This window comes from Agathobaculum sp. TL06 (genome assembly GCF_054658635.1).
Map to the genome: position 1 here is coordinate 1 of NZ_BAAGGY010000026.1, position 24,250 is coordinate 24,250.

Sequence of the window (24,250 nt, forward strand, 5' to 3'; positions counted from 1 at the left end):
AAAAAGATTACTCAGCCTGTGTCTGGCATTTCTTTTTGCGATCACCCCTGCTTCGGCATCGTTTACCGACATCACGGACAGCAAGCTTTCGCAGACCGCCTCCGTCCTGGACGCTTTAGGGATCATGTATAAAAGCGGATAAGGATTGCCCTGTTCGTCAAGGTCTGTCCTTTTATAAACCTGAAAGCCCATGTGTTCATAAAAGCCCTTGGCCTGTGGGTTTTGCTCATTCACAGCCACCCGCTCTACGGCATAGGTTTTAATCCCATATTGGAGCAGGCGCTTTCCGAGCCCCTTTCCTCTTTCTTCCGGGGAAATGAACAGCATTTCCAAGGTGCCGTCCTTGATCCCCATAAAAGCCCCGGGGCAGCCCCTATCATCTTCTGCGATCATCAAATGCGCAATTCCAGCGAGCGCCTGCGGTACATATTCTTTTATCTTTTTGATTTCACTGTCCGACAGAAACAGGTGTGTTGCTCTTACAGAACTTTCCCATACCGTCAGCAGCCGATTTATGAAATCCGCCGTCCTGTTTTTGGTTTCTACTTCAATGAATCTCATTTTTCCTTTTTGCATATCTAATTTCTCATTTTCTTCCCCGCTGCGGGTTTGGATTTTTCAGCAAGTCCGACTTCTGTGCAATCCTTTTCAGCCATTTCTTTTCCTCCTCCGACAGCTTCCCATAGTTCAGTTTGAGCCGCTTGCAGATAAAGGCCATCGCAGCCTGTTCCGGGTCGCTGTTTGGGCTGGCGGCTTCTTCGGCGGTCTGCAAGAAATCTTCCAGAGGATTGTCCTCCGGGACACTGAAAAAATCGTCCTTGTGGGCTTTCCGCAGGTCAAGGGCTATCTTGTTTATATCCTGCTGTATCACATGGCGGCAAAAGCTGTCATCGTCAATGTGGGCGGCGATCAGCTGCCTTAACTGCGGGTCGGTCAGACCGGGATTGTGCTGCTTCATAATAGTTGCGCTCACAGCGTCCACAATGGCGTTTGCCCCCTGTACCTGCTTTGCCGCTATGCCGTTTACATAGATTTCAAGGTCAGCCATGAGCCGGGGAAAATCCGGGTGCGTCGCCAGTTCACACAGGAGGGCATTATCCACCAGCCTGCTTTTCAAAAATTCAATCATATCATCACTCAAACGCAGGTCTGCAAGATCGGCGTTTGGGTGATTTTTTGTTTCAGAACGGCACAGCAGATAATCAACGGACACTTCGTAAAACTTTGCCAGCTGGATAAGGGCATAGTGGCTGATGTCCTTGAACTTGTCCCCCTCATAGCTGCCTAACGCAGACTTGGAGAGATGGGTTTCTTCCGCAAGCTGCTCCAGCGTCAGGCCACGCTCCACACGCAGGTCTTTCAGGCGTTCTTGTATGGATAGTTCCATGTTCTCCCTCCTTGTCTGCTCGACAAACTGGAATTGCCTAAAGCAGTAAAGCAGTACCCCTTACAATTTTTTCTTTTACTGCTGATACAGTATCTTTGACTGAGTGCGTAGTTGTATCAATAACATTTGATTCATAGATTCCTAAATTGGAAAATTGTTCCCACATCGTTTCAACTAATTCAATATTTGTTTCTCTGTCTAACTTTGAGCGTTTGATAGCTCTCTTCATAGTTTCTTCTTTACTTGCTCTTAAAACGATATAGTGTACTTCATAATGCTCTTGAACAATGTTGAGCCACGGCTCTAAAAACCACGGTCCTACAATACCATCTACAATTACATCATATCCACCACGAGCATATCGCTTCGCGGCTTCTAAAAATGCTTCAATGACAATCAAATTTTGCTCATTTGATTCTGGCAAATATGGTGGTATTGCCCCTTTACTCAAATAATGATAAAAGTCATCTGTGTGCATATGCACAGATTTTTCCAAATCCGATTCTTTTGCAACAGTAGATGCCGTTGTAGTTTTCCCCGTCCCCGGCGAACCTGTGATTACAATAATTCTACCTTGATCCATCTATGTGTTACCTCCACAACTTCAAATTTACTGTTCAGTTTCTTCCATTCTACCACAATTCCGAGAGCGTGGAAATGGGGGGATTTTCAGGCAGATTTCCCACCTTTCGGATATACGGGACGGGCGGTCATTTCGGTGTAGACTTAGGTTAGTTCATCGATGGACAGCACCTTGAAAACCGAATGACCGTCCGAAAAGGAATACCCCCGGCTGGGGAAGCACCGCAAGGAGCCGACTTCTGGACACTTTGTCCAGAGGTCACTTTGGGACAAGTTGTCCCGAAGTTATGGTGAGCGTGCCAACGCCGGAACACGCCGCAGGAATGGGGCAGGAAGCCTTTTCGGGGAGAACGGCAGCGGAAAGCAAAACGGAGGGAACGCATGAAAAATAATCCCTACAAAGACTTGCCGCCGCTGGAATGCAGGCCGGACGGTTCCCTTTACCGCATGACCCCGGCGCAGCGGAAACGGGCAAGCGCCCTGATACGCCGGGAGTGCTGTTGCTGTGAGGACGGCAACTGCATTGCCCTTGACGATGGGGACACCTGCACCTGCCCGCAGACGATTTCTTTCTCGGTCTGCTGTAAGTGGTTCCGCTGGGCGGTCTTGCCGCTGGACGGGACGCTGGAAGCGGAAATTTTCCGGGATAAGGACTTGAAACGCTGTGCGGTCTGCGGCGGTGTGTTCGTCCCCAAATCCAACCGGGCAAAATACTGCCCCGGCTGTGCCGCCAGAGTTCACAGGCGGCAGAAAACAGAAAGTGAACGGAAAAGGAGGTCTGCTGTGGACAGTTAGGAGCGAAAAAAGCCTTGATTTATCAGGCTTTGCAAGCCCCAAACCGGGGCAGGTGGTATAAAGTATCGCCCGCCCCGGAAAACGGGCTTCTAACCGTCCACAAAACGAACTATGACAAATACCATCTATATCCACCAGCCGGAAAAGGCGTTCAGCTTCACCCGGCTCCCGAATTTTCTCTTTGAAGCCCCCACATTCAAGCCCCTGTCCAACGAGGCAAAGGTTCTGTACGCCTTTATCCTGCGCCGGACAGAGTTATCCCGCAAGAATGGGTGGGCGGATGACTGCGGACGGATTTTCCTGTATTACCCTATCTGTGAAGTGGTCACACTGCTCCATTGTGGGCGGCAGAAAGCGGTGAATACCCTGCGGGAACTGCAATACGCCGGACTGGTGGAGATCCAGAAGCAGGGCTGTGGAAAACCCAACCGCATTTTCCCAAAATCCTATGAAGCGGTTCCAAACACCGACTTTAAGAAATCCCGTTCTGGTACACCGGAGGACTGAAAACCGTACCCATGAAGTACGGAAATCACTCCTGAGACGTACGAAAACCGGACGGTATATAGAAATACAAAGATAAAAAGACTGATTTATATTCTATCCATTCCAATCCTATCCGAGCTATTTTCTGCGGGATTTTCCCTGTGGAAAACCCCGGATAGGAAAGGAATGGGGAAAGGAGCAGAATGGCACAACACGCAATTTTACGGTTTGAGAAGCACAAGGGCAACCCGGCAAGGCCGCTGGAAGCCCATCACGAAAGACAGAAAGAACAGTATGCCAGCAATCCCGACATTGACACAAGCCGGAGCAAATACAACTTCCATATCGTCAAGCCGGAGGGACGCTATTACCACTTCATTCAGAGCCGGATTGAGCAGGCCGGGTGCCGAACCCGCAAGGACAGCACACGGTTTGTCGATACGCTGGTAACTGCCAGCCCGGAGTTTTTCAAGGGGAAATCCCCAAAGGAGATACAGGCGTTTTTCCAGAGGGCGGCGGACTTCCTCATTGGCCGGGTAGGACGGGAAAATATCGTGTCGGCGGTGGTACACATGGACGAGAAAACGCCCCACCTGCATTTGACCTTTGTTCCGCTGACAAAGGACAACCGCCTGTGTGCAAAGGAGATTATCGGCAACCGGGCAAACCTGACGAAGTGGCAGGACGATTTTCACGCCTATATGGTGGAGAAATATCCTGACTTGGAGCGTGGGGAGAGCGCCAGCAGGACAGGCCGGAAGCATATCCCCACCCGGCTTTTCAAACAGGCGGTTTCCCTCTCCCGGCAGGCAAGAGCCATTGAAGCCACACTGGACGGCATTAACCCGCTGAACGCCGGAAAGAAAAAAGAGGAAGCCCTCTCCATGCTGAAAAAGTGGTTCCCGCAGATGGAGAATTTCTCCGGGCAGTTGAAAAAGTACAAGGTCACAATCAATGACCTGCTGGCGGAGAATGAGAAGTTGGAAGCAAGGGCAAAGGCCAGCGAAAAAGGAAAGATGAAAGATACGATGGAACGGGCAAAGCTGAAAAGCGAACTGGACAATTTACAGCGGCTGGTTGACCGTATCCCGCCGGAAGTGCTGGCGGAGCTGAAACGGCAGCAGCGAACAAGAGGGAGGTAAACGCTATGAACAGAAATTCAAGCTGCATGATGAAAAATAATCATACGGAGGACACTGGATGGTAAAAAGCGAAAGCGACATTATTGATACAATACACACCGGGCAGGTCATTACTGACGAGAACGGCACACAGTATTTTGTATGTGGGAAAAACCGTATCAAAATCTCCGAACATTTTGCCGCTGGCGGTCGTCCGATTGGCGATCTGATTGTGGATGTCGTCCGGCACACGGCGGCAAGGGCAGCTTCTTCGTGACCCATCGTTGATACACGCCCACGCTTATGATATAATTGCCATAGAGCAAAAGTATTGTAAGCGTGGGTTGTTTCTTTAGAAGGAGGATTTTTACGGTGAAACAACCTTACAATACTACCATTTACAACACGGCTCTTTATATGCGGTTAAGCCGTGACGATGAAAGCTATGGTGACAGCGTAAGCATTGAAACGCAGCGGACAATCCTGCAACAGTACGCAAGGGAGCAGGGGCTTCATGTGGTCGGGGAATATGTGGACGATGGGTGGAGTGGGACAAACTTCGAGCGTCCGAGTTTCCAGCGCATGATGGACGATGTGGAAGCCGGAAAAGTAAACTGCATTGTCACCAAAGACCTGTCCCGTTTCGGGCGGGAGCATGTGATGATGGACTACTATCTGGAATTTCTGTTCCCGGAAAAACGGGTGCGGTACATCGCCGTTGCGGAGAATGAGGACACAGAAAAGGGACTGTCCGATTTTGTGCCATTCAAAAACCTGTTCAACGAATGGTTCGCAAAGGACACCAGCCGCAAGGTAAAAACTGCTTTCAAGGCAAAGTTTGCCGCCGGACAGCGTATCAGCGCCTATGCTCCCCTCGGGTACAAGAAGCACCCGGAAATCAAGAACAAGCTGATAATCGACGAGGAAACCCGCTGGATCGTGGAGAAGATTTTTGACCTTGCTATTCACGGCAAAGGGGCGGCCAGCATTACAAGGATATTGATTGCGGAAAAAGTACCGACGCCGGGATTTATCAACTTCCAGCGTGACGGGACTTTCGCCAATATCTATGCTGGCGCACCAGAGGAAAAAGGCTACGCATGGACGATAGCGCAGGTCAAAAGCATTATGAAAGATGAAACCTACATCGGCCATACCATCCACTACCGGGAGACCAATATTTCCTTTAAGAACAAGCGGAGGATACGCAAGCCCCAAAGCGAATGGGTGCGGGTGGAGAACACGCAGGAGCCGATTATCAGCGAACAGGTTTTCCGGCAGGTACAGGAGCAGATCGCAAGCCGCCGGAGGGAGCGCAAGAATGGCACGACACAGATTTTTGCGGGGCTGATAAAGTGTGCGGACTGCGGCTGGTCGCTGGCCTACGGGGAGAACAGACAGAACAGCAAGCCCTATGGCTACTACCATTGTAGCAAGAACGGGCAAGGCACACGCCAATGCTCCATGCACTACATCCGCTATGATGTGCTTTACGCCTATGTCCTCTCCCGTCTGCAATACTGGTCGGCGCTGGTACAGCACGATGAAGAACAGCTTTTGAAACGGCTGCTGAACGCCAATGACAAAGGACAGGCCGCCGCAAGAAAAAAACAGGCTGCTGAACTGAAAAAAGCGGAGAAGCGGAAAGCCGAGGTCGATACCCTGTTTGCCCGGATGTATGAGGACTGGGCGGCGGGGCGTATCACAGAATACAACTTCAATATGCTGTCCGGGAAGTACCAAAGCGAACAGGCGGAACTGGAAGAAAAGATTGAACAGCTTCAATCTGCTATTGCCGCTGAAAGCCAGAGTGCCGCAGACGCAGAAAAATGGATTGCCTTGATGAAAGAGTGCGTCAATCCCACGGAACTCACCGCTGAACTCTTGAACACGCTGATTGAAAAAATCCTTGTCCATGAGGCGGTCAAGAACGAGGACGGAAGCCGGGAACAGGAGGTAGAAATCTTCTACCGCTTCATCGGCAAAATTGATTGAATGACACCAATATCTTTAAGTATGTGATACCGGCGCAAGCTACCCCGAGGTGACGCTGCTGCCGCCGCTCGCGGCGATCCTCGGCCTGACGGTGGACGAGCTGCTGGCGGGCGAGGCGCCGCCCGCCGGCGAATCAGAGAGCGGCGCACCGGCGGAGCCGCCCCCCGAGGCGCGGCTGGCATCGCAGGCGTATCTGGCCGACCGGCTGGGCAGCGTGGACGACAAGCTGCTGCTCGCGGCGGTGCTGCTGCTCCTCGCGGCCGCGTACTACGGCAGCCTGTTCGGGCAGATGAGCGCGCTACACAATCTGGTGATCGGGATGGTGGCCTATATCACATGCCGCGTATGGCACGGGAAGCAGTGCGACCGGTTTGCGGTGCTCGGCCTGGATACAACGGTCAGCCGCCGCCGCGCACGCACGGCCGACCGGCTGTTCGGCATTGTGTGGGCGGTCAAGCTGCTGCTGTGGTGGGTATTCAACTGGCTGGCCTGGCTGCTGAGCGCCAATGAACTGGGTCTGATCGTCCGCTACCGTATCATAATCAGCATAGGGAATGTGAATGTCGACTCCCATCATCCCTGGCTGCTGTTCTATTCGATGGCTACTGTACCGCTACTGCTCGCGCTGACTGCTGTATTCGCGTTCTCTTACCGCCGCATGGAGCGAGAGACCCGTTTCCGACCGCTCGCGGTCGGCTTGCCGCTTCTGCCAGCCCTGCTGGGCGCGGGCGCGGTCGGCTGGCACCGTCTGCAGGCCGCGTTGGCCATCATGCCGGACTATGGGGAGGAGTTCACCGACCAAGACGCGCTCGGGCAGGCGATTGCGGATGCGGGGCAGGCCGCGCTGACTGCTGCGGCCGCCGTCCTGCTGGTGCTGACGGCGGTACTGCTGATACTGCGGCGCGTGACGCACGGCCGCATGCCGCTCGTCAGTGCGGCCCTGCTCGCGGCATATGCGGTCATCTGGCTGCCGTCTGTCGCGCTGTGGATGGATATCGGGTACGAAAATTTCTCCTCCCCGTATGGTACTGAGGAGATTACCATTCAACTTGGCGGGTTGGCAACCCTGCTGGTGCTGACGGCGCTCTGCGCAGGCATCGGGCTGTTTGCCGACAGCCTGCGCCGCAAACCCAGGCCGTCCGCCGCACCTGCGCCGTGAGAAAGATGCCACAGGCAAAGCAAAAGCACCGGAAACCGTGTTTCCGGTGCTTTTTCCATACAAATACAGTCTCAGATTTTGTTGATATCCACCATCTCGCAGTTTTCGATCTTCACATCGCCCTCCAGGCAGCGCAGCAGCGCGGAGGCGGTGTCGATCGAGGTCAGGCAGGGGATGGCGCGCTCGACCGCGGTGCGGCGGATATGCACCGAGCCAAGCTCCGGATGGCGGCCCTTGACCGAGGTGGCAATCACATAGTCGATCTTGCCGGACTCGATCAGGTCGATGATGTTGGGGGATGGCTCGTCCACGTTGCGGATGGCGTTGGTTGCAACCATGTGGCGGTTGAGGACGTTGGCCGTGCCGCTGGTGGCGTAGATGTCAAAGCCGAGGGACTCGAACCGCTCGCCGATGCGGATGGCCTCCTGCTTGTCCGAATCGCGCACGGAAATGAGTACCGCGCCCTTTTTCTTCATCTGGAAGCCCGCGCCGGTCAGGCCCTTGAGCAGCGCCTCGCGGAACGAGGTGGACACGCCCAGCACCTCGCCGGTGGACTTCATTTCCGGCCCGAGCTGGGTGTCCAGGTCGCGCAGCTTCTGGAAGGAGAACACCGGCACCTTGACCGCATAGTGGTCGCTCTCCGGGTACAGGCCGGTGCCGTAGCTCATGTCCTTGAGCTTTTCGCCGAACATGCAGCGGGTGGCCAGGTCTACCATGGGCACGCCCGTGACCTTGGAGATATACGGCACGGTGCGCGAGGAGCGCGGGTTGACCTCAATGACAAACACTTCGTCGTTATACAGCACGAACTGGATGTTGACCAGACCCAGGACGGCCAGGTTCTTGGCCAGCGCCTCGGTGTAGCGGATGATGGTCTCCTTGTGCTTTTCCTCGATGTTGATGGACGGGTAAATGGAAATCGAGTCGCCCGAGTGTACGCCCGCGCGCTCAAAGTGCTCCATGATGCCCGGGATGAGGATGTCGTCGCCGTCGCAGATGGCGTCAACCTCAATTTCGCGGCCCATCATGTACTTATCGACCAGCACCGGATTTTCGACCTTGTTGCGGGAGATGACCTGCATGAACTCGCGCACGTCCTCCTCCTTGTAGGCGATCTCCATGCCCTGACCGCCGAGAACGTAGGACGGGCGCACAAGCACCGGATAGCCCAGCTCGTCCGCCGCCTTGACAGCCTCCTCCTCGGTCATAACCGTGTGGCCCGCCGGACGCGGGATGCCGCACTTCTCCAGGATCACGTCGAACTTCTCGCGGTCCTCGGCCGCGTCGATGCTCCATGCGGGTGTGCCGAGGATCGGGATGCCCAGCTTTTCGATATGCGCGGCCAGGTTGATGGCGGTCTGCCCGCCGAACTGCACGATGGCGAAGTCCGGCTTCTCGGCCTCGGCCACGCCGGTCACGTCCTCGGGCGTGAGCGGCTCGAAATACAGGCGGTCAGCCGTGTCGAAGTCGGTGGACACGGTCTCCGGATTGTTATTGATGATAACGGTCTCGCAGCCGAGCTTTTGCAGCGCCCAGACCGCATGTACCGAGCAGTAGTCGAACTCGATGCCCTGGCCGATGCGGATGGGGCCGGAGCCGAGCACCAGCACCTTTTTCTTGCCGGAGGCGGGCTTGACCTCGCTCTCCTCGTCGTAGGTGGAGTAGTAGTACGGGGTTTCGGCCTCGAACTCGGCCGCGCAGGTGTCCACCATCTTGTAGACCGGCAGGCGCTTTACCGCGGAAATATCCTTGCCGGAAAGCTGCTCGATCGTCTTGTCGAGGAAGCCCATCTTTTTGGCGCGCAGGTACAGCGCCGCGTCGATCGCGTCCGCTGCGGCAAGCGCCTTTTCAGTGTCGATGATGTTCTGGAACTTGTGCAGGAAGAAGGTGTCCATCGTGGTGACCTCGTGGATCTCCTCAATGGTCATGATGCCGCGGCGCAGCGCCTCGCAGATGTGGAACAGGCGCTGGTCGTCCGTGCGGGCCACGCCCTTTTTGACCTCCGCGTCGGTCTGCTGCCGGATGCGCGGGACGATCATGCTGTCCAGCTTGATCTCGCAGCCGCGCACGGCCTTCATCAGCGCGCCCTCAAAGCTGTTGTCGATGGCCATGACCTCGCCGGTGGCCTTCATCTGGGTGCCGAGCGTATTGTCCGCGTACACGAACTTGTCGAACGGCCAGCGCGGGAACTTGACCACACAGTAGTCGATGGTCGGCTCGAAGCAGGCCTTGGTCTTTTTGGTCACGGCGTTCTCGATCTCGTCCAGGCCGTAGCCGACCGCGATCTTGGCCGTCACCTTGGCGATCGGGTAGCCGGTAGCCTTGGAGGCCAGCGCGGACGAGCGCGACACACGGGGGTTGACCTCGATGACCGCGTACTCGAACGAGGTCGGATGCAGCGCGAACTGCACGTTGCAGCCGCCCTCTATCCCCAACTCGGTGATGATGTTGAGCGCGGAGGTGCGCAGCATCTGGTATTCCTTGTCGCACAGGGTCTGGCTGGGCGCGACGACCACCGAGTCGCCCGTGTGTACGCCCACCGGATCGACGTTTTCCATGTTGCAGATGGTGATGGCGTTGCCCTTGGCGTCGCGCATGACCTCGTATTCGATCTCTTTCCAGCCGGTGATGCACTTCTCGACCAGGATCTCGTCCACGCGGGAGTACATGATGCCGGTCGCGGCGATCTCGCGCAGCTCGTCCCAGGTGTAGGCGATGCCGCCGCCCGTGCCGCCGAGCGTGTACGCCGGACGGATGATGACCGGCAGGCCGATCTCGCGGGTGAACTCGACCGCGTCCTCCACCGTATGCACGACCTTGGAGGCGATGCACGGCTCGCCGATCTTTTCCATGGTGTCCTTGAACATCTGGCGGTCCTCGGCCTTGGCGATGGTGTCCGGCTTGGCGCCGAGCAGCTTGACGCCCATCTGGTCCAGGAAGCCGCTCTCGCACAGCTCCATCGCGAGGTTGAGGCCGGTCTGGCCGCCCAGGTTGGGCAGCAGCGAGTCCGGACGCTCCTTTTTGATGATCTCCTGCACCGCTTCCACGGTCATCGGCTCGATGTAGACCTTGTCCGCCATGGCCTTGTCGGTCATGATGGTCGCGGGGTTGGAGTTGACGAGCACGACCTCGAGGCCTTCCTCGCGCAGCGCGCGGCAGGCCTGCGTACCCGCGTAGTCGAATTCGGCCGCCTGGCCGATGACGATCGGGCCGGAGCCCAGCACCATTACCTTATGGATATCCTTGCGCAGCGGCATTACTGAGCGCCCCCTTTCGCTTTTTCGATGTTTTCGATGAATTTGTCAAACAGATACGAGGTGTCCATCGGCCCCGGGCAGACCTCGGGATGGTACTGCACGGTGAACACCGGCCGGCCGACGTGCTCCACGCCCTCAACCGTGCCGTCGTTAAGGTTGACATAGCGCACGCGGGCGACCGCCGGATTGACGCTTTCGCCCACGACCGCGTAGCCGTGGTTCTGGCTGGTGATATAGGTGCGGTCCGCGTCCAGGTCCTTGACCGGATGGTTGACGCCGCGGTGGCCGTACTTGAGCTTGCAGGTTTCCGCGCCGATGGCCAGGCTCAAAAGCTGGTGGCCCAGGCAGATGCCGAAGATCGGGATATTGCTTTCCAGCAGCTTTTTCAGGTTGGCGATAATCTCCACGTTTTCCGCGGGATCCCCGGGGCCGTTGGAGAGCATCACGCCGTCAAACCTGCCCACGACCTCCTCGGGCGGGGTGAGCGCCGGAATGGTGACGACCTCGCAGCCGCGCTTTTGCAGCTCGCGCTCGATATTGTACTTCACGCCGTAGTCGTACAGCGCGATGCGGTACTTCTGCTCGCCCTCGGCGGGATAGGTGCGGCTTTCCTCACAGGTAACAGCCTTCACCGCGTCTTTGACGACGTAAGCCTTCATCGCCGCAACGGTCTGCTCGTCCGGCTCGAAGCCCTCGGTGTAGATCACGCCGTTCATGACGCCCTCGCCGCGCAGCTTGCGGGTCAGGCGGCGGGTGTCGATGCCCGCCAGGCCGACGACCTTCTGCTCCTTGAGGTATTCGTCCAGCGTCAGGCGGCAGCGCCAGTTGGAGGGATGCTCCGCGATCTCGCGCATGATAAAGCCCGAGACCCAGCTCTTGCGGGACTCGTAATCCTCAAAATTGATGCCGTAGTTGCCGATCAGCGGGTAGGTCATGGTGACGACCTGGCCGTAGTAGGAGGGGTCGGTCAGCACCTCCTGATAGCCGGCCATGCCGGTGTTGAAAACGACCTCGCCGATGCTCTGTCCCTCGTAGCCGACGGAATACCCCTCGAACAGGGTGCCATCCGCGAGCAGTAAATACGCTTTTTTCAAATTCCCACGCTCCTAAATATATGAAATTCGCAGAATTTCCATTCAATCCAGTCGCAAGCCGCGCTTGCGTCATCATATAGGGGGTACCCGATCCCCCCCTATCAGATTTTATCGGATCGCCGCGACGATCTCATCCCGCATGCGGATGGCCTCCGCGCGGGCGGCTTCCTTGTAGTCCTCGCCGTTTCTGCCGGTCTTTTTCCACGCGCACATGATGCCGCGCGAGGAGTTGACGATCGCGCCCAGCCCATCGTCGTTAAAGGCGTTTGCGATGTCTTTGGCAGTCGCGCCCTGCGCGCCGTAGCCCGGCACCAGGAAGTAGCTTCTGGGCAGCAGGCCGCGGATGATCTTCTGCTCCTCCGGCCAGGTCGCGCCGACCACCGCGCCGACCTGGTTGTAGCCGCAGGGGGTGTCCAGCCCCTCGCCCCACCTGGCCACCATCTCGGCCATGCGGGCGTAAAGCGGCTTGCCCTCCATATCGCGGTTCTGCAGCTCGCCCGAGGAGGGGTTGGAGGTCTTGACCAGCAGGAACAGGCTCTTGTCCCGCTCGCGGCACTCCTTGAGGAAAGGCTCGACCCCGTCCGTACCCAGGTAGCCGTTGACGGTCACGCTGTCGCAGCCGTAGGGCGCGATTTCGGTGTCGCCCACGCGGGTCTTGCCGAGGTAGGCCTCGGCATACGCGGTCGCGGTCGCGCCGATGTCGTTGCGCTTGATGTCGCCGATGACGTACATGCCCTTGGCGTGCGCGTAGTCGATGGTCTCCTTGAGGGCCATCGCGCCGTACGAGCCTAAAAGCTCGTAATACGCCGCCTGCGGCTTGACCGCGGGTACGATATCGCACAGCGCGTCAATCAGGCCGCAGTTGAAGGCGACCATGCTCTCCGCCGCCGCGCGCAGCGTTTCGCCGTGCAGCATCATGTTGCGGCCCGCGATGTGCTGCGGGATGTATTCCAGGCGGGCGTCCAGCCCCGCGACGGTGGGGTTGCCTTTTTCCTTGATCTTTTCTACTAATGTTTGGATCGACATAGATGTTCTTCCTTTCTATCGCTGCATGGCGGTTATTCTACTCACTGCCCAGGATCACAACGTTGTCCTCCCCGTCCACCTCGGTCAGACGGACGCATACGCGCTCGCCCCGCGCGGTGGGCAGGTTTTTGCCGATATAGTCCGGCCGGATGGGAAGCTCGCGGTGGCCGCGGTCCACCAGCACGGCGAGCTGGATGCGGTCCGCGCGCCCGCAGTGCGACACGGCCTCGATCGCGGCGCGCACGGTGCGGCCGGTGTACAGCACGTCGTCCACCAGCACCACGGTCGCGCCGCCGATGCGGGGGTCGGGCGGCGGCAGCGGCCCGTCCGCGCGGGGCTTATCGTCCCGCCAGGGGGTAACGTCCAGCTCGAGTACAGGCGGGGCCTTGCCCTCCACCTCGCCGAGCTTAGCGGCGATGCGCTGCGCCAGGAACACGCCGCGCGTTTTCACCCCGGCGAGCAGCAGGTCCTCCGCGCCCTTGTTTTTTTCGATGATCTCAAACGCGATGCGGGTCAGCGCGCGGCGCACGCCGTCCGCGTCCATAATTACGGCCTTCTGCCCGGCCATCCTGCGCCCTCCCCTCAAAAAATGGTAAAAAAACAGCCTCCTGCGCCACAAGCAGAAAGCCGTACCAAGCTACACCTGTCCCCCACTCTGCGGCCGACAGCGTACGCACTGTTTTCTGCCTTGGCGGCTCACGGGCCGCGCCTTAAAGGCGGATTGTTGGATATATTATATCGTATGCCGCGGGTTTTGTAAACAGCCGAAGCTCCAAAACAAATTTGTTTTTTTATGCAATTTTTGTTGCCGCCGCACACATGCAAGTCTGCGCACATTCCGGACATACTATGCTTGCAGCACCGAAACAAATCAAATTATGAAAGGCGGCGGACTTTTATGCATGTATCTCCCTTCATTTCCGGCATTGCGACCGGCGCGGTGGCGGGCGCGGTCGTCTCCATGGTCGCGGCGGGCGCGATGCTGAACCCCTCGGTACGCCGGAGCGCTCAGCATGCGGCGAACAAGGCCGAGTATGCGATGCACAAGGCGGCAAAGGGCGTCGGCCATATGATCGGCTGAGACGGGGCGGCGGGGGAAGAAAGCGCGCTTTCTCCCCCGCCGCCGCTTTTTCCGACAGGACACGGCAGCAAGCTCCCCTTGACAAACGCGCGCGCCTCCCCTATAATGGTTACATCCTCAAAAGGGAGTAGGATAAGTTCCGCTGTCAACATCCCGTCCGGATTTCCGGTCTGGCGGCGGACGCCGGCACAGCCGGTCACAAGACTTTTGAGTAAGCGCTTCCACGCCGCGAAGCGCTTACTCAAAAGTCTTTTTTTATTTGCGTCAGGGTCCGCCGCAGATAAAAACCGGCCGCCGGTGGCAAACTATCCCGTTCCCCGCCGCATCCCCACTGTTTTGACAAAAAGGAGTTTTGGCTACATGCAACCTGTTTTCTATGACCGCGCAGCCGCGCAGGCGCTCAGCGATATGGACAGCGACCGCGCCGGCCTTTCCGCCGCCGAGGCCACCGCGCGCCTTGCGCGGTACGGCCGCAACACCCTTGCGGAAGAGCGCGGAAAATCCGTCCTGCAGGTGTTTTTCTCCCAGTTTAAGGACCTGTTGGTCGTTATCCTGCTCGCGGCGGCCGCGATCTCCATGCTGTCCGGCAATGCGGAGAGCACGATCGTCATTTTCGCCGTGCTGCTTCTGAACGCCGTGCTCGGCACGGTCCAGCACTGCAAGGCGGAAAAGTCCCTGCAAAGCCTCAAGGCCATGTCCTCGCCCTCGGCCAAGGTCGTGCGCGGCGGCGCGCGGCTGGTCGTCCCCTCCGCCGAGGTCGTCCCCGGCGATATCGTGGAGGTGGAGGCCGGCGATATGATCGTCGCGGACGGGCGCATTCTGGAGAATTTTTCGCTCAAGGTCAACGAAAGCTCGCTGACCGGCGAAAGCGAGGGTGTGGAAAAGACCGCCGACCCGCTTGCCGGCGGCAAGGTCGCGCTCGGCGACCAGAAAAACATGGTGTTCTCCGGCTCGCTGGCGACCTATGGCCGCGCGGTCATGGTCGTCACCGCGACCGGCATGCAGACCGAGCTGGGCCGCATCGCCGCCCTGATGAACCAGACCCGTGAGCGCAAGACCCCGCTGCAGCGCAGCCTGGACGACTTCAGCCGCCGCCTGGCCGGCATCATCCTGGCGATCTGCGCGGGCGTGTTCGCGCTTTCGCTGTACCACGCGGGCGGCTGGGGCTTTCAGGCGGTGCTGGATTCGCTGATGTTCGCGGTCGCGCTGGCCGTGGCCGCAATTCCCGAGGCGCTCAGCTCGATCGTGACCATCGTGCAGGCCATGGGTACGCAGAAGATGGCCCGTCAGAACGCCATTATCAAGGAGCTCAAGGCAGTGGAAACGCTGGGCGCGGTATCCGTGATCTGCTCGGATAAAACCGGCACACTGACCCAGAACAAGATGACCCCACAGAAGATCTACGCGGACGACATGCTGCTGGACGAACCGCACCTCGACCTTGCCAACGGCGTGCAGCGCCTGCTGCTCAAGGCCGCCCTGCTCGCCAGCGACGCCACCACCGACGAGCAGACCGGCGAGGCGATCGGCGACCCGACCGAGGTCGCGCTGGTCATGATCGGGGACCGCCTCGGCGTGGACGAAAGCGCCTATCGGGAGCAGCACCCGCGCCTGGCCGAGCTTGCGTTCGACTCCGACCGCAAGCTGATGAGCACGCTGCACGATATCGAGGGCGTTCCCACCCTGTATACCAAGGGCGCGATCGACGTGCTGCTCGACCGGTCGGACTATGTCCTCACCTCCGCCGGTCCGGTCCCCATGACCGAGGAATGGAAGGCGCGAATCGCGGCGGTCAACCTTGAACTGTCGCAGGAGGGGCTGCGCGTGCTGGCGTTTGCCAGCCGGACGCTCGACGCCGTGCGCGGGCTGACGCTGGCGGACGAACACGTCTTTACGTTTATCGGCCTGGTTTCCATGATCGACCCGCCGCGCCCCGAGGCGGTGCGCGCGGTCGCGGACGCGGCGCGCGGCGGCGTGCGCACCATCATGATTACGGGCGACCACAAGGTCACGGCCACCGCGATCGCGCGGCAGATCGGCATTTTCCGCGACGGGGACGAGGCGCTTTCCGGCGTTGAGCTGGATGAACTGGACGACAGCGCCCTGGACGCGCGGCTGGAGCGTGTTTCGGTCTACGCGCGCGTCTCCCCCGAGCATAAGATCCGCATTGTCGAGGCCTGGCAGCGCAGAGGGCGCATCGTTTCCATGACGGGCGACGGCGTCAACGACGCGCCCGCCCTCAAGGCCGCCGACATCGGCGTGGCCATGGGCATCACGGGTACCGAGGTCTCCAAGGACGCGGCCTCCATGATTCTGGCCGACGACAATTTCGCCACGATTGTGGGCGCGGTCGTCAACGGCCGCAGCGTATACACCAACATCAAAAACGCGATCAATTTCCTGCTCTCGGGCAACATGGCGGGCATCCTGTGCGTGCTTTTCACCTCGATCCTCGCGCTGCCCGTGCCGTTCGCGCCCGTCCACCTGCTGTTCATCAACCTGCTGACCGACTCCCTGCCCGCAATTGCGATCGGCGTGGAGCCGGCGTCCGGCGATCTGCTGGACCAGAAGCCCCGCGACCCCGGGGAACCGATCCTCACCCGCGGCCTGCTGCTGCGCATCTTTCTTTACGGCGCGCTCATCGCCTGCGCTGCTATGGCCGCGTATTTCATCGGCCTGCGCGCCGGCGGCGACGGTCTTGCCATGACGCTCGCGTTCGCCACCCTGACGCTCGCGCGCCTGTTCCACGGCTTCAACTGCCGCGGCAGCCTGCCGCTCTTCCGTCTCGGCCTGCTGACCAACAAGGCGAGCCTGTGCGCCTTTGCCGCGGGCGTCGCGCTGCTGGCCGCCGTGCTGCTGATCCCCGGCCTGCAGGGGCTGTTCCAGGTCGCGCCGTTCACCGCGGGACAGCTCGGCGCGGCCGCGCTGCTCGCGTTCCTGCCCACGCTGGCGATCCAGCTCTGCAAAAGCCTCTGGTCCTCCCGTTAAGCCCTGCAGGGGCGCGGACAGGGGATTCCTGTCCGCGCCCCTTTTCTCTTTCCTTCCTTATAGTTGACAGCGCAACCGATAAGGTGTACGATAATACTGCGATAATTATTGCGCAATCAACTATTTGAGGAATGAACATGATGAAGCATCAGCCAATCACTGTGCTGCGGTACATATCCCTGCTGCAGCGCAACACCCAGCGGTATTTTGACCTGGCGCTGGAACGGGATAACATCGGCGGCGGGCAGCAATTCTTCCTGCTGCGTATTTTCGAGCAGGACGGCATCAGCCTGCTCGACCTCGCGCGTCTCGGCGGCTTTGACAAGGGTACCGTGACGCGCGCGATCCAGAAGCTCGGCGGGGAGGGGTATGTTTACGCCACGCCCGACGAGCAGGATAAGCGCGTCCACCATCTCCACCTGACCGACAAGGGGCGCGCCCTTGTCGAGCGCGTGTACACGGTGCGGGATTACTGGACCGCGTCGCTCACCAGCGGGCTGGGGGAAGCCGAGCGCGAGCGCCTGCTGGCCGCCCTGCGCGCCATGTCGGAACATTCCTGCAGCACACTGAAGGAAATCGCCGGCCGGAAAGGAGAGCTGCCCCATGCAAACCCTGCAGACTGAACCGAACGCCTCCGTTCCCCAGAACCCGCTCGGCTGCAAGCCGGTCGGCCGGCTGCTGGTGACCTTCTCCCTCCCCGCCATCGTCTCCTGCCTGATCAACTCGATTTACAACATCGTGGACCAGATCTTCATCGGGCAGGGCGTCGGCTATCTGGGCAACGCCGCGACAACGGTCGCCTTTCCGGTCATGACCATCCTGCTGGCGTTCTCCACCCTGATCGGCGCGGGCAGCAGCGCGCACGCGGCCATCCGTCTGGGGGAAAAGAACGAGGAGGAGGCCGAGCGCACGCTCAACACCGCGTTCTCCTTTTCCATCCTGCTCAGCGTCGTGCTGATGGTCCTCGGCCTGATTTTCCTGCGCCCCCTGCTGCGCGCGTTCGGCGCGACCGATTCCATCCTGCCTTACGCGCTCGACTACACCTCGATCATCCTGCTCGGCACGCCCTTTAACATGGTTTCGGTCGTGCTGTCCAACCTGGCGCGCACGGACGGCCATCCGCGCATGTCCATGTACGGCATGATGATCGGCGCTTTCCTGAACACAATCCTCGACCCCATCTACATATTCGTCCTGCACTGGGGCGTCAAGGGCGCGGCGATTGCCACGATCACCTCGCAGATCATCTCCGCCGTTGTGCTGACCCTGTATTTCCTGCGGCCGAGCCGCGGCAACCCGCGCCATATGCGCCTGCGCCGCGCCTACCGCCGGCCGGACTGGTATCTGGTGCGCCGCGCGATGGCGCTGGGCGTCTCCTCCGGCATTACGCAGTCGGTCGGCTGCATCATGCAGGTTGTGATGAATAATTCCCTGGTGCATTACGGCGACCAGAGCGCCATCGGCGGCGACGTGGCGCTGAGCGCTATGGGCATCGTGATGAAGATCGCCATGATTATGGCCGCGTTCGGTATCGGCGTGGGGATTGGCGCGCAGCCCATCCTCGGCTTCAATCGGGGCGCGAAGAACTTTGCGCGCATCCGCCGCACCTACCTGCTTGCGGTCACGTTCGCCACAGGGCTGATTGCGTTCTGCTGGCTGCTCTGCCAGTTGTTCCCCGAGACGATTGTGGGCATTTTCGGCAAGGAGAACGCCGCGTTCACGGATTTTGCGGTCAAATGCCTGCGCATCTACCTGTTCAGCATCTTCTGCGCCGGCTTCCAGATCGTATCCACCAACTATTTCCAGGCCACCGGCCAGCCGCTCAAGGCGTCCGTGCTGTCCATGCTGCGCCAGCTCCTGCTGCTGATCCCGCTCATCCTGATCCTGCCGCTGTTCTTCGGCCTGGACGGCATCCTGTATTCCGCCCCCATCGCGGACACGGCCTCCGCCGCGATCGTCGCGTTCTTCATCGTGCCGGAGATGCGCCGCCTGCGGCAGCAAATCGGGCAGACGCCGCCCGCGGAGACATAAAAGCAGCGCCGCGAGCAGCGCCGCGGGCATGCCCGCGGCGCCTGCCGGCGTTTTCCCTTACAGCATCCGGACCATCTGCCCGAACAGCGGCAGCGCCGCCATGCTCAGGAGCGACGTCACCGCGCAGATCACGCTGGAATACTCCGCGTCCCCGCCGTAGACCTGCACCATCTGGGTGATCGTATTGGCCGAATTCGTGGCCACGGACAAAAGCGCGGCGGTCAGGATCAGCGAGCCGTCCGGCGCCATCTGCGTCAGATGCAGCGCCCTGACCAGCAGAAGCGCGGCCAGCGGGCCGGCGACCATCCGCAGCCCGACCACAAGGGGAAGCCTGCGGTACGACCGCACCCTTTTCCAGCTCAGGCTGCCGATCAAAATGCCCGTCACGACCATGCTGAGCGGGCCGAACAGGTCGGCCATTCCCTCCACCGTTCCGCTGACCACCGCAGGCACCGGAAGCTGCAGCGTAAACAGCGCGATGCCGATCAGCATGGAGATCATGTTGGGATTGAGGAACAGCTTTTTCCAGCTCACGGTGCGCTCGCCGGACAAGGTGAACTTGCAGTGCGTCCACACCAGAAACGTATGCACGCAGATCATCGCCGTAGCATACACCACCCACTCCTGGCCGATCGCGGCGCCCACAATCGGCACGGCGATGCCGGTGTTGAAATAAATGACCGACATCGACTCCACCGGTGTCAGATGCAGCGGGCGCTTGAGCAGCGTGACGGCGGCCACCAGCACCAGGCTGACGCCCAGCGCCGCCGCATAGGACAGGAGCAGCCCCCTGGTCTTGTCCGGCGTGAACTCAACCATGAACGAATGCAGCACGACCGCCGGCAGCACGATGTACAGCATCACCTTGGAAAGGATTTTGCTTTCCTCCACCGTGATGATGCCCAGGCGGTAAACCACAAAGCCGATGAGCATCATCAGGAACAGCTTGCCGACTTCCCCGGCAAGCGACCAGAACATATCCATTTTTTCATTCCCCCTGCCGTTTCCAGACAACGGCTTTTCCCTTATTTTTCAGTTATACCGCCGTTGGCGGGCTGCTGTCAAGAGGGCGGGCGCGGCTGATTTACTTTCCCTCCGCTTTATGGTAGAATACGTTATCCCGTTATCCCACGCAGGCAGGCTTTTTTTATTGCGGCAATCTGAACGAAACGAGGCTGGAAAGGAACAACTATGGAAATCTCTGCATTTGCAGCAAAATTGACTGCGGAAACCGAAAAAATTATCCTCGGCAAGCACGACCGCATCGAGCTGATCGTTGCGGCGCTGCTCGCCGGCGGGCATATCCTGCTCGACGACATGCCCGGCGTCGGCAAGACCACGCTCGTCAAGACCCTCTCGCTCGCGTCCGGCTGCGCGTCGCGCCGCGTGCAGTTCGTCCCCGACCTGCTGCCCTCGGACATCACGGGCATGAACATCTTCGACCAGCGCACCGGCGAATTCCGGCTGCTGCGCGGGCCGGTGTTCACACACATCCTGCTCGCGGACGAGATCAACCGCGCCGTGCCGCGCACCCAGTCCGCGCTGCTCGAGGCCATGGAGGAGCAGCACGTCACCATTGACGGCGAAACGCTGCCCCTGCCCGCGCCGTTCTTCGTGCTGGCCACCCAGAATCCGGTGGAATCCGAAAGCACGTTCCGCCTGCCCGCCGCGCAGATGGACCGCTTCCTGATGCGCCTGTCCATGGGCTATCCGGACGCGGCAGAGGAGGCCCAGATGCTGCGCAACCTGGGCGACGCCATGCCGTTCGACCAGGTGCGGGCGGTCACCGGACCGGAGGAGATCCTCGCGCTGCGCGCCTCGCTTCAGGACATACAGGTGTCGGACGCGGTTACGGAGTACATCGTCGCGCTCGTCGCCGCGACGCGCGACTGCCCCGGCGTTGCCATGGGCGCCAGCCCCCGCGCCTCGCGCGCGCTGTTCCGCGTATCCAAGGCCTGGGCCGCCATGCGCGGGCGCGCGTTCGTCACGCCGGACGACGTGCAGTACCTCGCCCGCTTCGTCCTGCCGCACCGCCTGCTGCTCGAAAGCGAGGCCCAGCTCGCCGGACGGACGGGCGAGACCGTGGTCACGGAGCTGCTCGAAAGCGTACCCGTACCGCCCGCCCAGAGCGGTATTTACGATGAATAAGCGCCTGCAGTTCGGACGCGCGTCCAGCATACTCGTTTCCCTGCCCGCGGTCGCGCTGTGGCTGATCCTGTGCGTGGCCGCCGCGGTCGGGGACCTGCTCGTGCTGTCCGCGGCTTTCGCGTTCCTGTTCCTGCTGTCCGGCGCGGCGTTTTTGTGGGGCGCGCGGTCGATCCGGCATGTCACGCTGGAGGTTGCCTGCTCCCGCACCCGCCTGTATCCGGACATGGAGACCACGTTCTCCTACACGGTCAAAAACGACAAGCTGCTGCCGCTGATCTGGCTGGAGCTGTCCCAGGGAATTCCCGAGCGCGGCTGCCTCACGCCTGACGAGACCTTCGAGCGGTACGCCTGCCTTTCCGGCGAAGCGCAGGGGCAGGAAGCCGCGCCGGACGCGGCAGACCGCCCCGCTCCCGACGCCTATCGCCGCACCTTTTCGTTCGTCATGGGCCACGAAACGCTCACCCTGCGCAGCGTGTGGACCGCGCGGCGGCGCGGCGTCTACCGCATGGACCGGCTGATGCTCCGTTCGGGCGACGGCTTCGGGCTGTCCCAGGTCGAGGCCCCCTGTCCGCCGGGCAAGCTGCCCCAGGTGCTGGTTTACCCGCGCAGCGTACCGGTTGATATTTCGCTGTTCCTGCAGGAGCAGTGGCGGCAGTCGGCCGGCTCGGCCGGCTATCAGGAGGATATGGCCGTGCTGCGCGGCCTGCGCCCCTACCAGCCGAGCGACAGCTGGAAGCGCATCAACTGGCGCATGGCGGCGCGCACACAGGAGCTCAAGGTCAACTTTTACGAAACCATCCAGCCCCTTTCCGCGCTGTTCGTGCTGGACGGGGAATCGTTCTGCGGCCTGTCCGCGGATTACGCCGAGCTGGAGCAGGCGCTTGAGCTTCTCGGCTCGGTCATCGCGCGGCTGTTCCGGCGCGGCGTGACCTGCGGGCTTGCGCTGCCCGCCTCCCGCCGGTATTCAGCCGTTACCCTGCCGCCGGTCGAGGGCCGCTCCGCCGCCGAACTGCTCGGCCTGCTCGCGGGCTACGACTGTCTGGCGCAGCACCTGTTCGCGGAAAACGGCGACCGGCTGGAACAGTGCGCGCCCTCCCGCTTTGACGAGCGCGCCGTCCTGACTGCCGCGTCCGAGGCCGGCCGCGTCTATCTGATCACCTGCGCGCCGGACGGACCCGTGCATGGGCTGGTCGGCCGGTTGGGCGCGGCGCGTGTGACGGTATTTGCCGCCGCGGGCGGCGCCTCGTCCGCCGACCCTGACCTGCGCGTTGTGCCGCTGCGGCGGCTGGCAAAGGGGGCGGCAATATGAACGGGCGCTCCCCTCTGTTCGGCGCGGCGGTACTGTTTTCCACCATCGCCTCGCTGTCGTTCGTTTTCGGCTTTTTCTCGCAGGTCGAGACCGGCTCGTTCACCTCGGCCTGCCTGCCCGTATGGGCCTGCTTCCTGCTGGCGTATCATTTCTGCCTCAGCCGCCTGCTGCGGCGCGCGCAGCCGGTGCGCCGCCTTGCGCTGGTCACGGCGCTGTTTTTCGCGGCGCAGGCCGCGGTATCCTTCGCGGTCTACGGCCGTTTCTCCTCGCTCATGGGCATCCTGTTCGCAGTCATCATGTGGCTGAGCTGCTATTATATCAGCTATGGCACTTTGCTTCGTCCGGTCACGCCCGAGCGCCTGATTTCGCATCTGGACGGGAACATCGTACTCCTGTTCATCGGCCTGGCCTACTATTCGCTGACAGGACGGCCGATGCGCCCTCTGCTGCCGCTGCTGCTGGCCGCCGTGCTGACGATGGCGGCCGCGGTCGCGCGCCGCTCGGCGGGCGGACGTTCCGCTTCCCACGCGGGCGGGCGCGGCGCGGCGATCCTGCTGGCCGCCGTAGGCGGCATGGCGCTGATTGCCGGCGGTGTGATCCTGACGCTGAGCGGACAGATCAAATCCGTGGTGCTGGGCGGCTGGGCGCTCCTGCGGGCGCTCGTTTCCCGCCTGTACCACGCATTCAACGCGTTTTTCCTGTGGCTCCTGTCCCACTTCACGCCGGATGCGTCCGGCACGCTGGAGGGGACGCCCCTGCCCGGCAACGTGACCGCCGAGCAGTCCGAGCAGGCCGCGCGGTTTTCCGAGCTGATGCTGTACGCGCTGCTCGCGCTGATTATCGTCGGGCTGGCGGCCGCGCTGATCCTGCTGCTGCGCCGCGGCAGACTGCGCCTGACGGTGGGCGGGATGCGCGGCGAGCTGGGCGTCCAGCGCGAGCGGCCGCGCCTGTCCGCGCTGCTGCGCGGGCTTTGGGCGCAGCTGCGGACGCGGATACGGTTTGCCATGCGGTATGTGACCGAGCGCAACACCGCGCCCGGCGTGCTGCACCGCATCCAGCGGCAGGCGCGCCGCAGGCGGCTCGGCCGGCAGGAGGGCGAAACCTGCCGCCAGTTCCTTATGCGCATGAACGCGCTCTATCCCGACTGCGAGGGAGAGCTGCGGTTTCTGTCGGACGCGCTCGACGCGCGGTATTTCGGCGGCGGGGATTTCCTGACCGCGCGCGAAGCCGCGATGCTGTGGAAAAAGCTGCGCGCCTCCCGCCGCAGGGCATAAAAAAGCACGGATGGGTTTTCCATCCGTGCTTTTTGCATCCGGTTCAGCGGACGACTTCGATCAGGTCTTCGATGCCGCAGTCGAGGGCGACGCACATTTTCAGCAACAGGTCGCTGTCATAGCGTACAACCTTATTTTTGTAGTATTTATCGATGGTCTGGTACTGGATTCCCGTACGTTTCTGCAATTCATACCGCGTAATATGCTGTTTCTCTAAAACTTTATCAAGGCATATGCGGATACTACTCATATCAATCACTCCATATATACCTTTTCCGATTTAACGGATAACTTCGATCAGCTCATCAATGCCGCAGTCGAGGGCGACGCACAGCTTGAGCAATACATCACTGTCATACCGCGCCACTTCATTCTTAAAGTATCTATCCAATGTCTGATAAGGGATTCCCGTTAATTTATTAACTTGGTAACGGTTCAATCCGTTTGATTCCATAGCCTCACGGACTGTCAATCTGATAGAATTCATTTATACCACCTGATATATACATTAATTATA

At 60.2% G+C, this 24,250-nt stretch carries 22 protein-coding genes and 1 pseudogene; 13 read left to right on the forward strand and 10 right to left on the reverse strand.

The window, feature by feature from the left end; all coding sequences use genetic code 11:
• Window positions 1–123: 123 nt before the first annotated feature.
• The 3 genes and pseudogenes from ACYQ3S_RS13500 to ACYQ3S_RS13510 all read right to left on the reverse strand — a co-directional run.
• Window positions 124–561, reverse strand: a pseudogene (locus tag ACYQ3S_RS13500) (GNAT family N-acetyltransferase); the annotation flags it as partial.
• A 25-nt stretch (window positions 562–586) separates the two neighbouring features.
• Complete coding sequence (locus tag ACYQ3S_RS13505) at window positions 587–1,387, reverse strand: helix-turn-helix domain-containing protein (protein WP_021391066.1); 801 nt, start codon at window positions 1,385–1,387, stop codon at window positions 587–589.
• A gap of 37 nt (window positions 1,388–1,424) precedes the next feature.
• On the reverse strand, window positions 1,425–1,970 hold the full coding sequence (locus ACYQ3S_RS13510) for a P-loop nucleotide/nucleoside kinase family protein (protein ID WP_021391068.1): 546 nt from the start codon (window positions 1,968–1,970) through the stop codon (window positions 1,425–1,427).
• A 380-nt stretch (window positions 1,971–2,350) separates the two neighbouring features.
• On the opposite strand from ACYQ3S_RS13510, the gene ACYQ3S_RS13515 reads away from it, so the two are divergent.
• The 6 genes from ACYQ3S_RS13515 (at window position 2,351) to ACYQ3S_RS13540 (ending at window position 7,525) form a co-directional block, all read left to right on the forward strand.
• Window positions 2,351–2,764 carry a cysteine-rich VLP domain-containing protein gene (locus tag ACYQ3S_RS13515; RefSeq protein WP_032548360.1) on the forward strand — a complete coding sequence of 138 codons (414 nt, stop codon included), beginning with the start codon at window positions 2,351–2,353 and terminating at the stop codon, window positions 2,762–2,764.
• Between the two features lie 111 nt (window positions 2,765–2,875).
• Entirely contained in the window at window positions 2,876–3,271 is a 396-nt protein-coding gene (locus ACYQ3S_RS13520) for a replication initiator protein A (RefSeq protein WP_008666017.1), read from the forward strand.
• A 182-nt stretch (window positions 3,272–3,453) separates the two neighbouring features.
• Entirely contained in the window at window positions 3,454–4,392 is a 939-nt protein-coding gene (gene mobV / locus ACYQ3S_RS13525) for a MobV family relaxase (RefSeq protein WP_032548363.1), read from the forward strand.
• A gap of 58 nt (window positions 4,393–4,450) precedes the next feature.
• Complete coding sequence (locus ACYQ3S_RS13530) at window positions 4,451–4,648, forward strand: hypothetical protein (protein WP_032548367.1); 198 nt, start codon at window positions 4,451–4,453, stop codon at window positions 4,646–4,648.
• A gap of 95 nt (window positions 4,649–4,743) precedes the next feature.
• The gene (locus ACYQ3S_RS13535; RefSeq protein WP_021391045.1) at window positions 4,744–6,366 is read left to right on the forward strand and encodes a recombinase family protein; all 1,623 of its coding nucleotides are present in this window, start codon (window positions 4,744–4,746) and stop codon (window positions 6,364–6,366) included.
• Window positions 6,367–6,415: 49 nt separating this feature from the next.
• Entirely contained in the window at window positions 6,416–7,525 is a 1,110-nt protein-coding gene (locus ACYQ3S_RS13540; protein ID WP_459689799.1) for a hypothetical protein, read from the forward strand.
• A 71-nt stretch (window positions 7,526–7,596) separates the two neighbouring features.
• Here the strand turns inward: ACYQ3S_RS13540 and carB are convergent, their stop codons facing one another.
• The 4 genes from carB to pyrR all read right to left on the reverse strand — a co-directional run bounded on the left by carB (window position 7,597) and on the right by pyrR (window position 13,470).
• On the reverse strand, window positions 7,597–10,782 hold the full coding sequence (gene carB, locus ACYQ3S_RS13545) for a carbamoyl-phosphate synthase large subunit (protein WP_459689801.1): 3,186 nt from the start codon (window positions 10,780–10,782) through the stop codon (window positions 7,597–7,599).
• A complete protein-coding gene (locus ACYQ3S_RS13550) occupies window positions 10,782–11,876 on the reverse strand; it encodes a carbamoyl phosphate synthase small subunit (protein ID WP_459689802.1) in 1,095 nt (364 codons plus the stop codon). The genes carB and ACYQ3S_RS13550 overlap by 1 nt, the downstream gene beginning before the upstream one ends.
• A 108-nt stretch (window positions 11,877–11,984) precedes the next feature.
• Window positions 11,985–12,902: an orotidine-5'-phosphate decarboxylase gene (gene pyrF, locus ACYQ3S_RS13555; protein ID WP_186949512.1), complete on the reverse strand. Its 918-nt coding sequence runs from the start codon at window positions 12,900–12,902 to the stop codon at window positions 11,985–11,987.
• A gap of 37 nt (window positions 12,903–12,939) precedes the next feature.
• Window positions 12,940–13,470, reverse strand: a complete 531-nt coding sequence (pyrR, locus tag ACYQ3S_RS13560) for a bifunctional pyr operon transcriptional regulator/uracil phosphoribosyltransferase PyrR (protein ID WP_459689803.1) — start codon at window positions 13,468–13,470, stop codon at window positions 12,940–12,942.
• A 330-nt stretch (window positions 13,471–13,800) separates the two neighbouring features.
• Here pyrR and ACYQ3S_RS13565 point away from each other — a divergent pair, with 330 nt between their 5' ends.
• The 4 genes from ACYQ3S_RS13565 to ACYQ3S_RS13580 all read left to right on the forward strand — a co-directional run bounded on the left by ACYQ3S_RS13565 (window position 13,801) and on the right by ACYQ3S_RS13580 (window position 19,002).
• Entirely contained in the window at window positions 13,801–13,983 is a 183-nt protein-coding gene (locus tag ACYQ3S_RS13565; protein ID WP_459689804.1) for a hypothetical protein, read from the forward strand.
• Between the two features lie 360 nt (window positions 13,984–14,343).
• Window positions 14,344–16,971: a cation-translocating P-type ATPase gene (locus ACYQ3S_RS13570; RefSeq protein WP_459689805.1), complete on the forward strand. Its 2,628-nt coding sequence runs from the start codon at window positions 14,344–14,346 to the stop codon at window positions 16,969–16,971.
• Window positions 16,972–17,108: 137 nt separating this feature from the next.
• Window positions 17,109–17,594, forward strand: coding sequence for a MarR family winged helix-turn-helix transcriptional regulator (locus ACYQ3S_RS13575; protein ID WP_459689806.1), 486 nt, complete (start codon window positions 17,109–17,111; stop codon window positions 17,592–17,594).
• The gene (locus ACYQ3S_RS13580) at window positions 17,575–19,002 is read left to right on the forward strand and encodes an MATE family efflux transporter (protein ID WP_459689807.1); all 1,428 of its coding nucleotides are present in this window, start codon (window positions 17,575–17,577) and stop codon (window positions 19,000–19,002) included. The genes ACYQ3S_RS13575 and ACYQ3S_RS13580 overlap by 20 nt, the downstream gene beginning before the upstream one ends.
• A 57-nt stretch (window positions 19,003–19,059) precedes the next feature.
• On the opposite strand, the gene ACYQ3S_RS13585 is transcribed toward ACYQ3S_RS13580, so the two are convergent.
• Window positions 19,060–19,986: an AEC family transporter gene (locus tag ACYQ3S_RS13585; protein ID WP_459689808.1), complete on the reverse strand. Its 927-nt coding sequence runs from the start codon at window positions 19,984–19,986 to the stop codon at window positions 19,060–19,062.
• A 207-nt stretch (window positions 19,987–20,193) separates the two neighbouring features.
• Between ACYQ3S_RS13585 and ACYQ3S_RS13590 the strand changes: the two genes are divergently transcribed.
• From ACYQ3S_RS13590 to ACYQ3S_RS13600, 3 genes are read left to right on the forward strand one after another with little or no spacing between them, the layout of a single operon-like run.
• Window positions 20,194–21,150: an AAA family ATPase gene (locus ACYQ3S_RS13590; RefSeq protein ID WP_459689809.1), complete on the forward strand. Its 957-nt coding sequence runs from the start codon at window positions 20,194–20,196 to the stop codon at window positions 21,148–21,150.
• The gene (locus tag ACYQ3S_RS13595; RefSeq protein ID WP_459689810.1) at window positions 21,143–22,459 is read left to right on the forward strand and encodes a DUF58 domain-containing protein; all 1,317 of its coding nucleotides are present in this window, start codon (window positions 21,143–21,145) and stop codon (window positions 22,457–22,459) included. The genes ACYQ3S_RS13590 and ACYQ3S_RS13595 overlap by 8 nt, the downstream gene beginning before the upstream one ends.
• Window positions 22,456–23,733, forward strand: a complete 1,278-nt coding sequence (locus ACYQ3S_RS13600; RefSeq protein WP_459689812.1) for a hypothetical protein — start codon at window positions 22,456–22,458, stop codon at window positions 23,731–23,733. Before ACYQ3S_RS13595 ends, ACYQ3S_RS13600 begins: the two co-directional genes overlap by 4 nt.
• Window positions 23,734–23,776: 43 nt before the next feature.
• Here the strand turns inward: ACYQ3S_RS13600 and ACYQ3S_RS13605 are convergent, their stop codons facing one another.
• The gene (locus ACYQ3S_RS13605) at window positions 23,777–23,983 is read right to left on the reverse strand and encodes a helix-turn-helix domain-containing protein (protein ID WP_459689813.1); all 207 of its coding nucleotides are present in this window, start codon (window positions 23,981–23,983) and stop codon (window positions 23,777–23,779) included.
• 30 nt (window positions 23,984–24,013) lie between these two features.
• Window positions 24,014–24,220: a helix-turn-helix domain-containing protein gene (locus tag ACYQ3S_RS13610; protein ID WP_459689815.1), complete on the reverse strand. Its 207-nt coding sequence runs from the start codon at window positions 24,218–24,220 to the stop codon at window positions 24,014–24,016.
• Window positions 24,221–24,250 lie beyond the last annotated feature (30 nt).

What these genes read in the sequence shown, in the direction of transcription:
- ACYQ3S_RS13575 (WP_459689806.1), top strand. Translation starts at nt 17,109, where the DNA reads ATGATGAAGCATCAGCCAATCACTGTGCTGCGGTACATATCCCTGCTG.
- ACYQ3S_RS13580 (WP_459689807.1), top strand. Translation starts at nt 17,575, where the DNA reads ATGCAAACCCTGCAGACTGAACCGAACGCCTCCGTTCCCCAGAACCCG.
- carB (WP_459689801.1), bottom strand. Translation starts at nt 10,782, where the DNA reads ATGCCGCTGCGCAAGGATATCCATAAGGTAATGGTGCTGGGCTCCGGC.
- ACYQ3S_RS13530 (WP_032548367.1), top strand. Translation starts at nt 4,451, where the DNA reads ATGGTAAAAAGCGAAAGCGACATTATTGATACAATACACACCGGGCAG.
- ACYQ3S_RS13505 (WP_021391066.1), bottom strand. Translation starts at nt 1,387, where the DNA reads ATGGAACTATCCATACAAGAACGCCTGAAAGACCTGCGTGTGGAGCGT.
- ACYQ3S_RS13570 (WP_459689805.1), top strand. Translation starts at nt 14,344, where the DNA reads ATGCAACCTGTTTTCTATGACCGCGCAGCCGCGCAGGCGCTCAGCGAT.
- ACYQ3S_RS13510 (WP_021391068.1), bottom strand. Translation starts at nt 1,970, where the DNA reads ATGGATCAAGGTAGAATTATTGTAATCACAGGTTCGCCGGGGACGGGG.
- pyrF (WP_186949512.1), bottom strand. Translation starts at nt 12,902, where the DNA reads ATGTCGATCCAAACATTAGTAGAAAAGATCAAGGAAAAAGGCAACCCC.
- mobV (WP_032548363.1), top strand. Translation starts at nt 3,454, where the DNA reads ATGGCACAACACGCAATTTTACGGTTTGAGAAGCACAAGGGCAACCCG.
- ACYQ3S_RS13610 (WP_459689815.1), bottom strand. Translation starts at nt 24,220, where the DNA reads ATGAATTCTATCAGATTGACAGTCCGTGAGGCTATGGAATCAAACGGA.
- ACYQ3S_RS13520 (WP_008666017.1), top strand. Translation starts at nt 2,876, where the DNA reads ATGACAAATACCATCTATATCCACCAGCCGGAAAAGGCGTTCAGCTTC.
- pyrR (WP_459689803.1), bottom strand. Translation starts at nt 13,470, where the DNA reads ATGGCCGGGCAGAAGGCCGTAATTATGGACGCGGACGGCGTGCGCCGC.
- ACYQ3S_RS13595 (WP_459689810.1), top strand. Translation starts at nt 21,143, where the DNA reads ATGAATAAGCGCCTGCAGTTCGGACGCGCGTCCAGCATACTCGTTTCC.
- ACYQ3S_RS13600 (WP_459689812.1), top strand. Translation starts at nt 22,456, where the DNA reads ATGAACGGGCGCTCCCCTCTGTTCGGCGCGGCGGTACTGTTTTCCACC.
- ACYQ3S_RS13515 (WP_032548360.1), top strand. Translation starts at nt 2,351, where the DNA reads ATGAAAAATAATCCCTACAAAGACTTGCCGCCGCTGGAATGCAGGCCG.
- ACYQ3S_RS13565 (WP_459689804.1), top strand. Translation starts at nt 13,801, where the DNA reads ATGCATGTATCTCCCTTCATTTCCGGCATTGCGACCGGCGCGGTGGCG.
- ACYQ3S_RS13585 (WP_459689808.1), bottom strand. Translation starts at nt 19,986, where the DNA reads ATGGATATGTTCTGGTCGCTTGCCGGGGAAGTCGGCAAGCTGTTCCTG.
- ACYQ3S_RS13605 (WP_459689813.1), bottom strand. Translation starts at nt 23,983, where the DNA reads ATGAGTAGTATCCGCATATGCCTTGATAAAGTTTTAGAGAAACAGCAT.
- ACYQ3S_RS13590 (WP_459689809.1), top strand. Translation starts at nt 20,194, where the DNA reads ATGGAAATCTCTGCATTTGCAGCAAAATTGACTGCGGAAACCGAAAAA.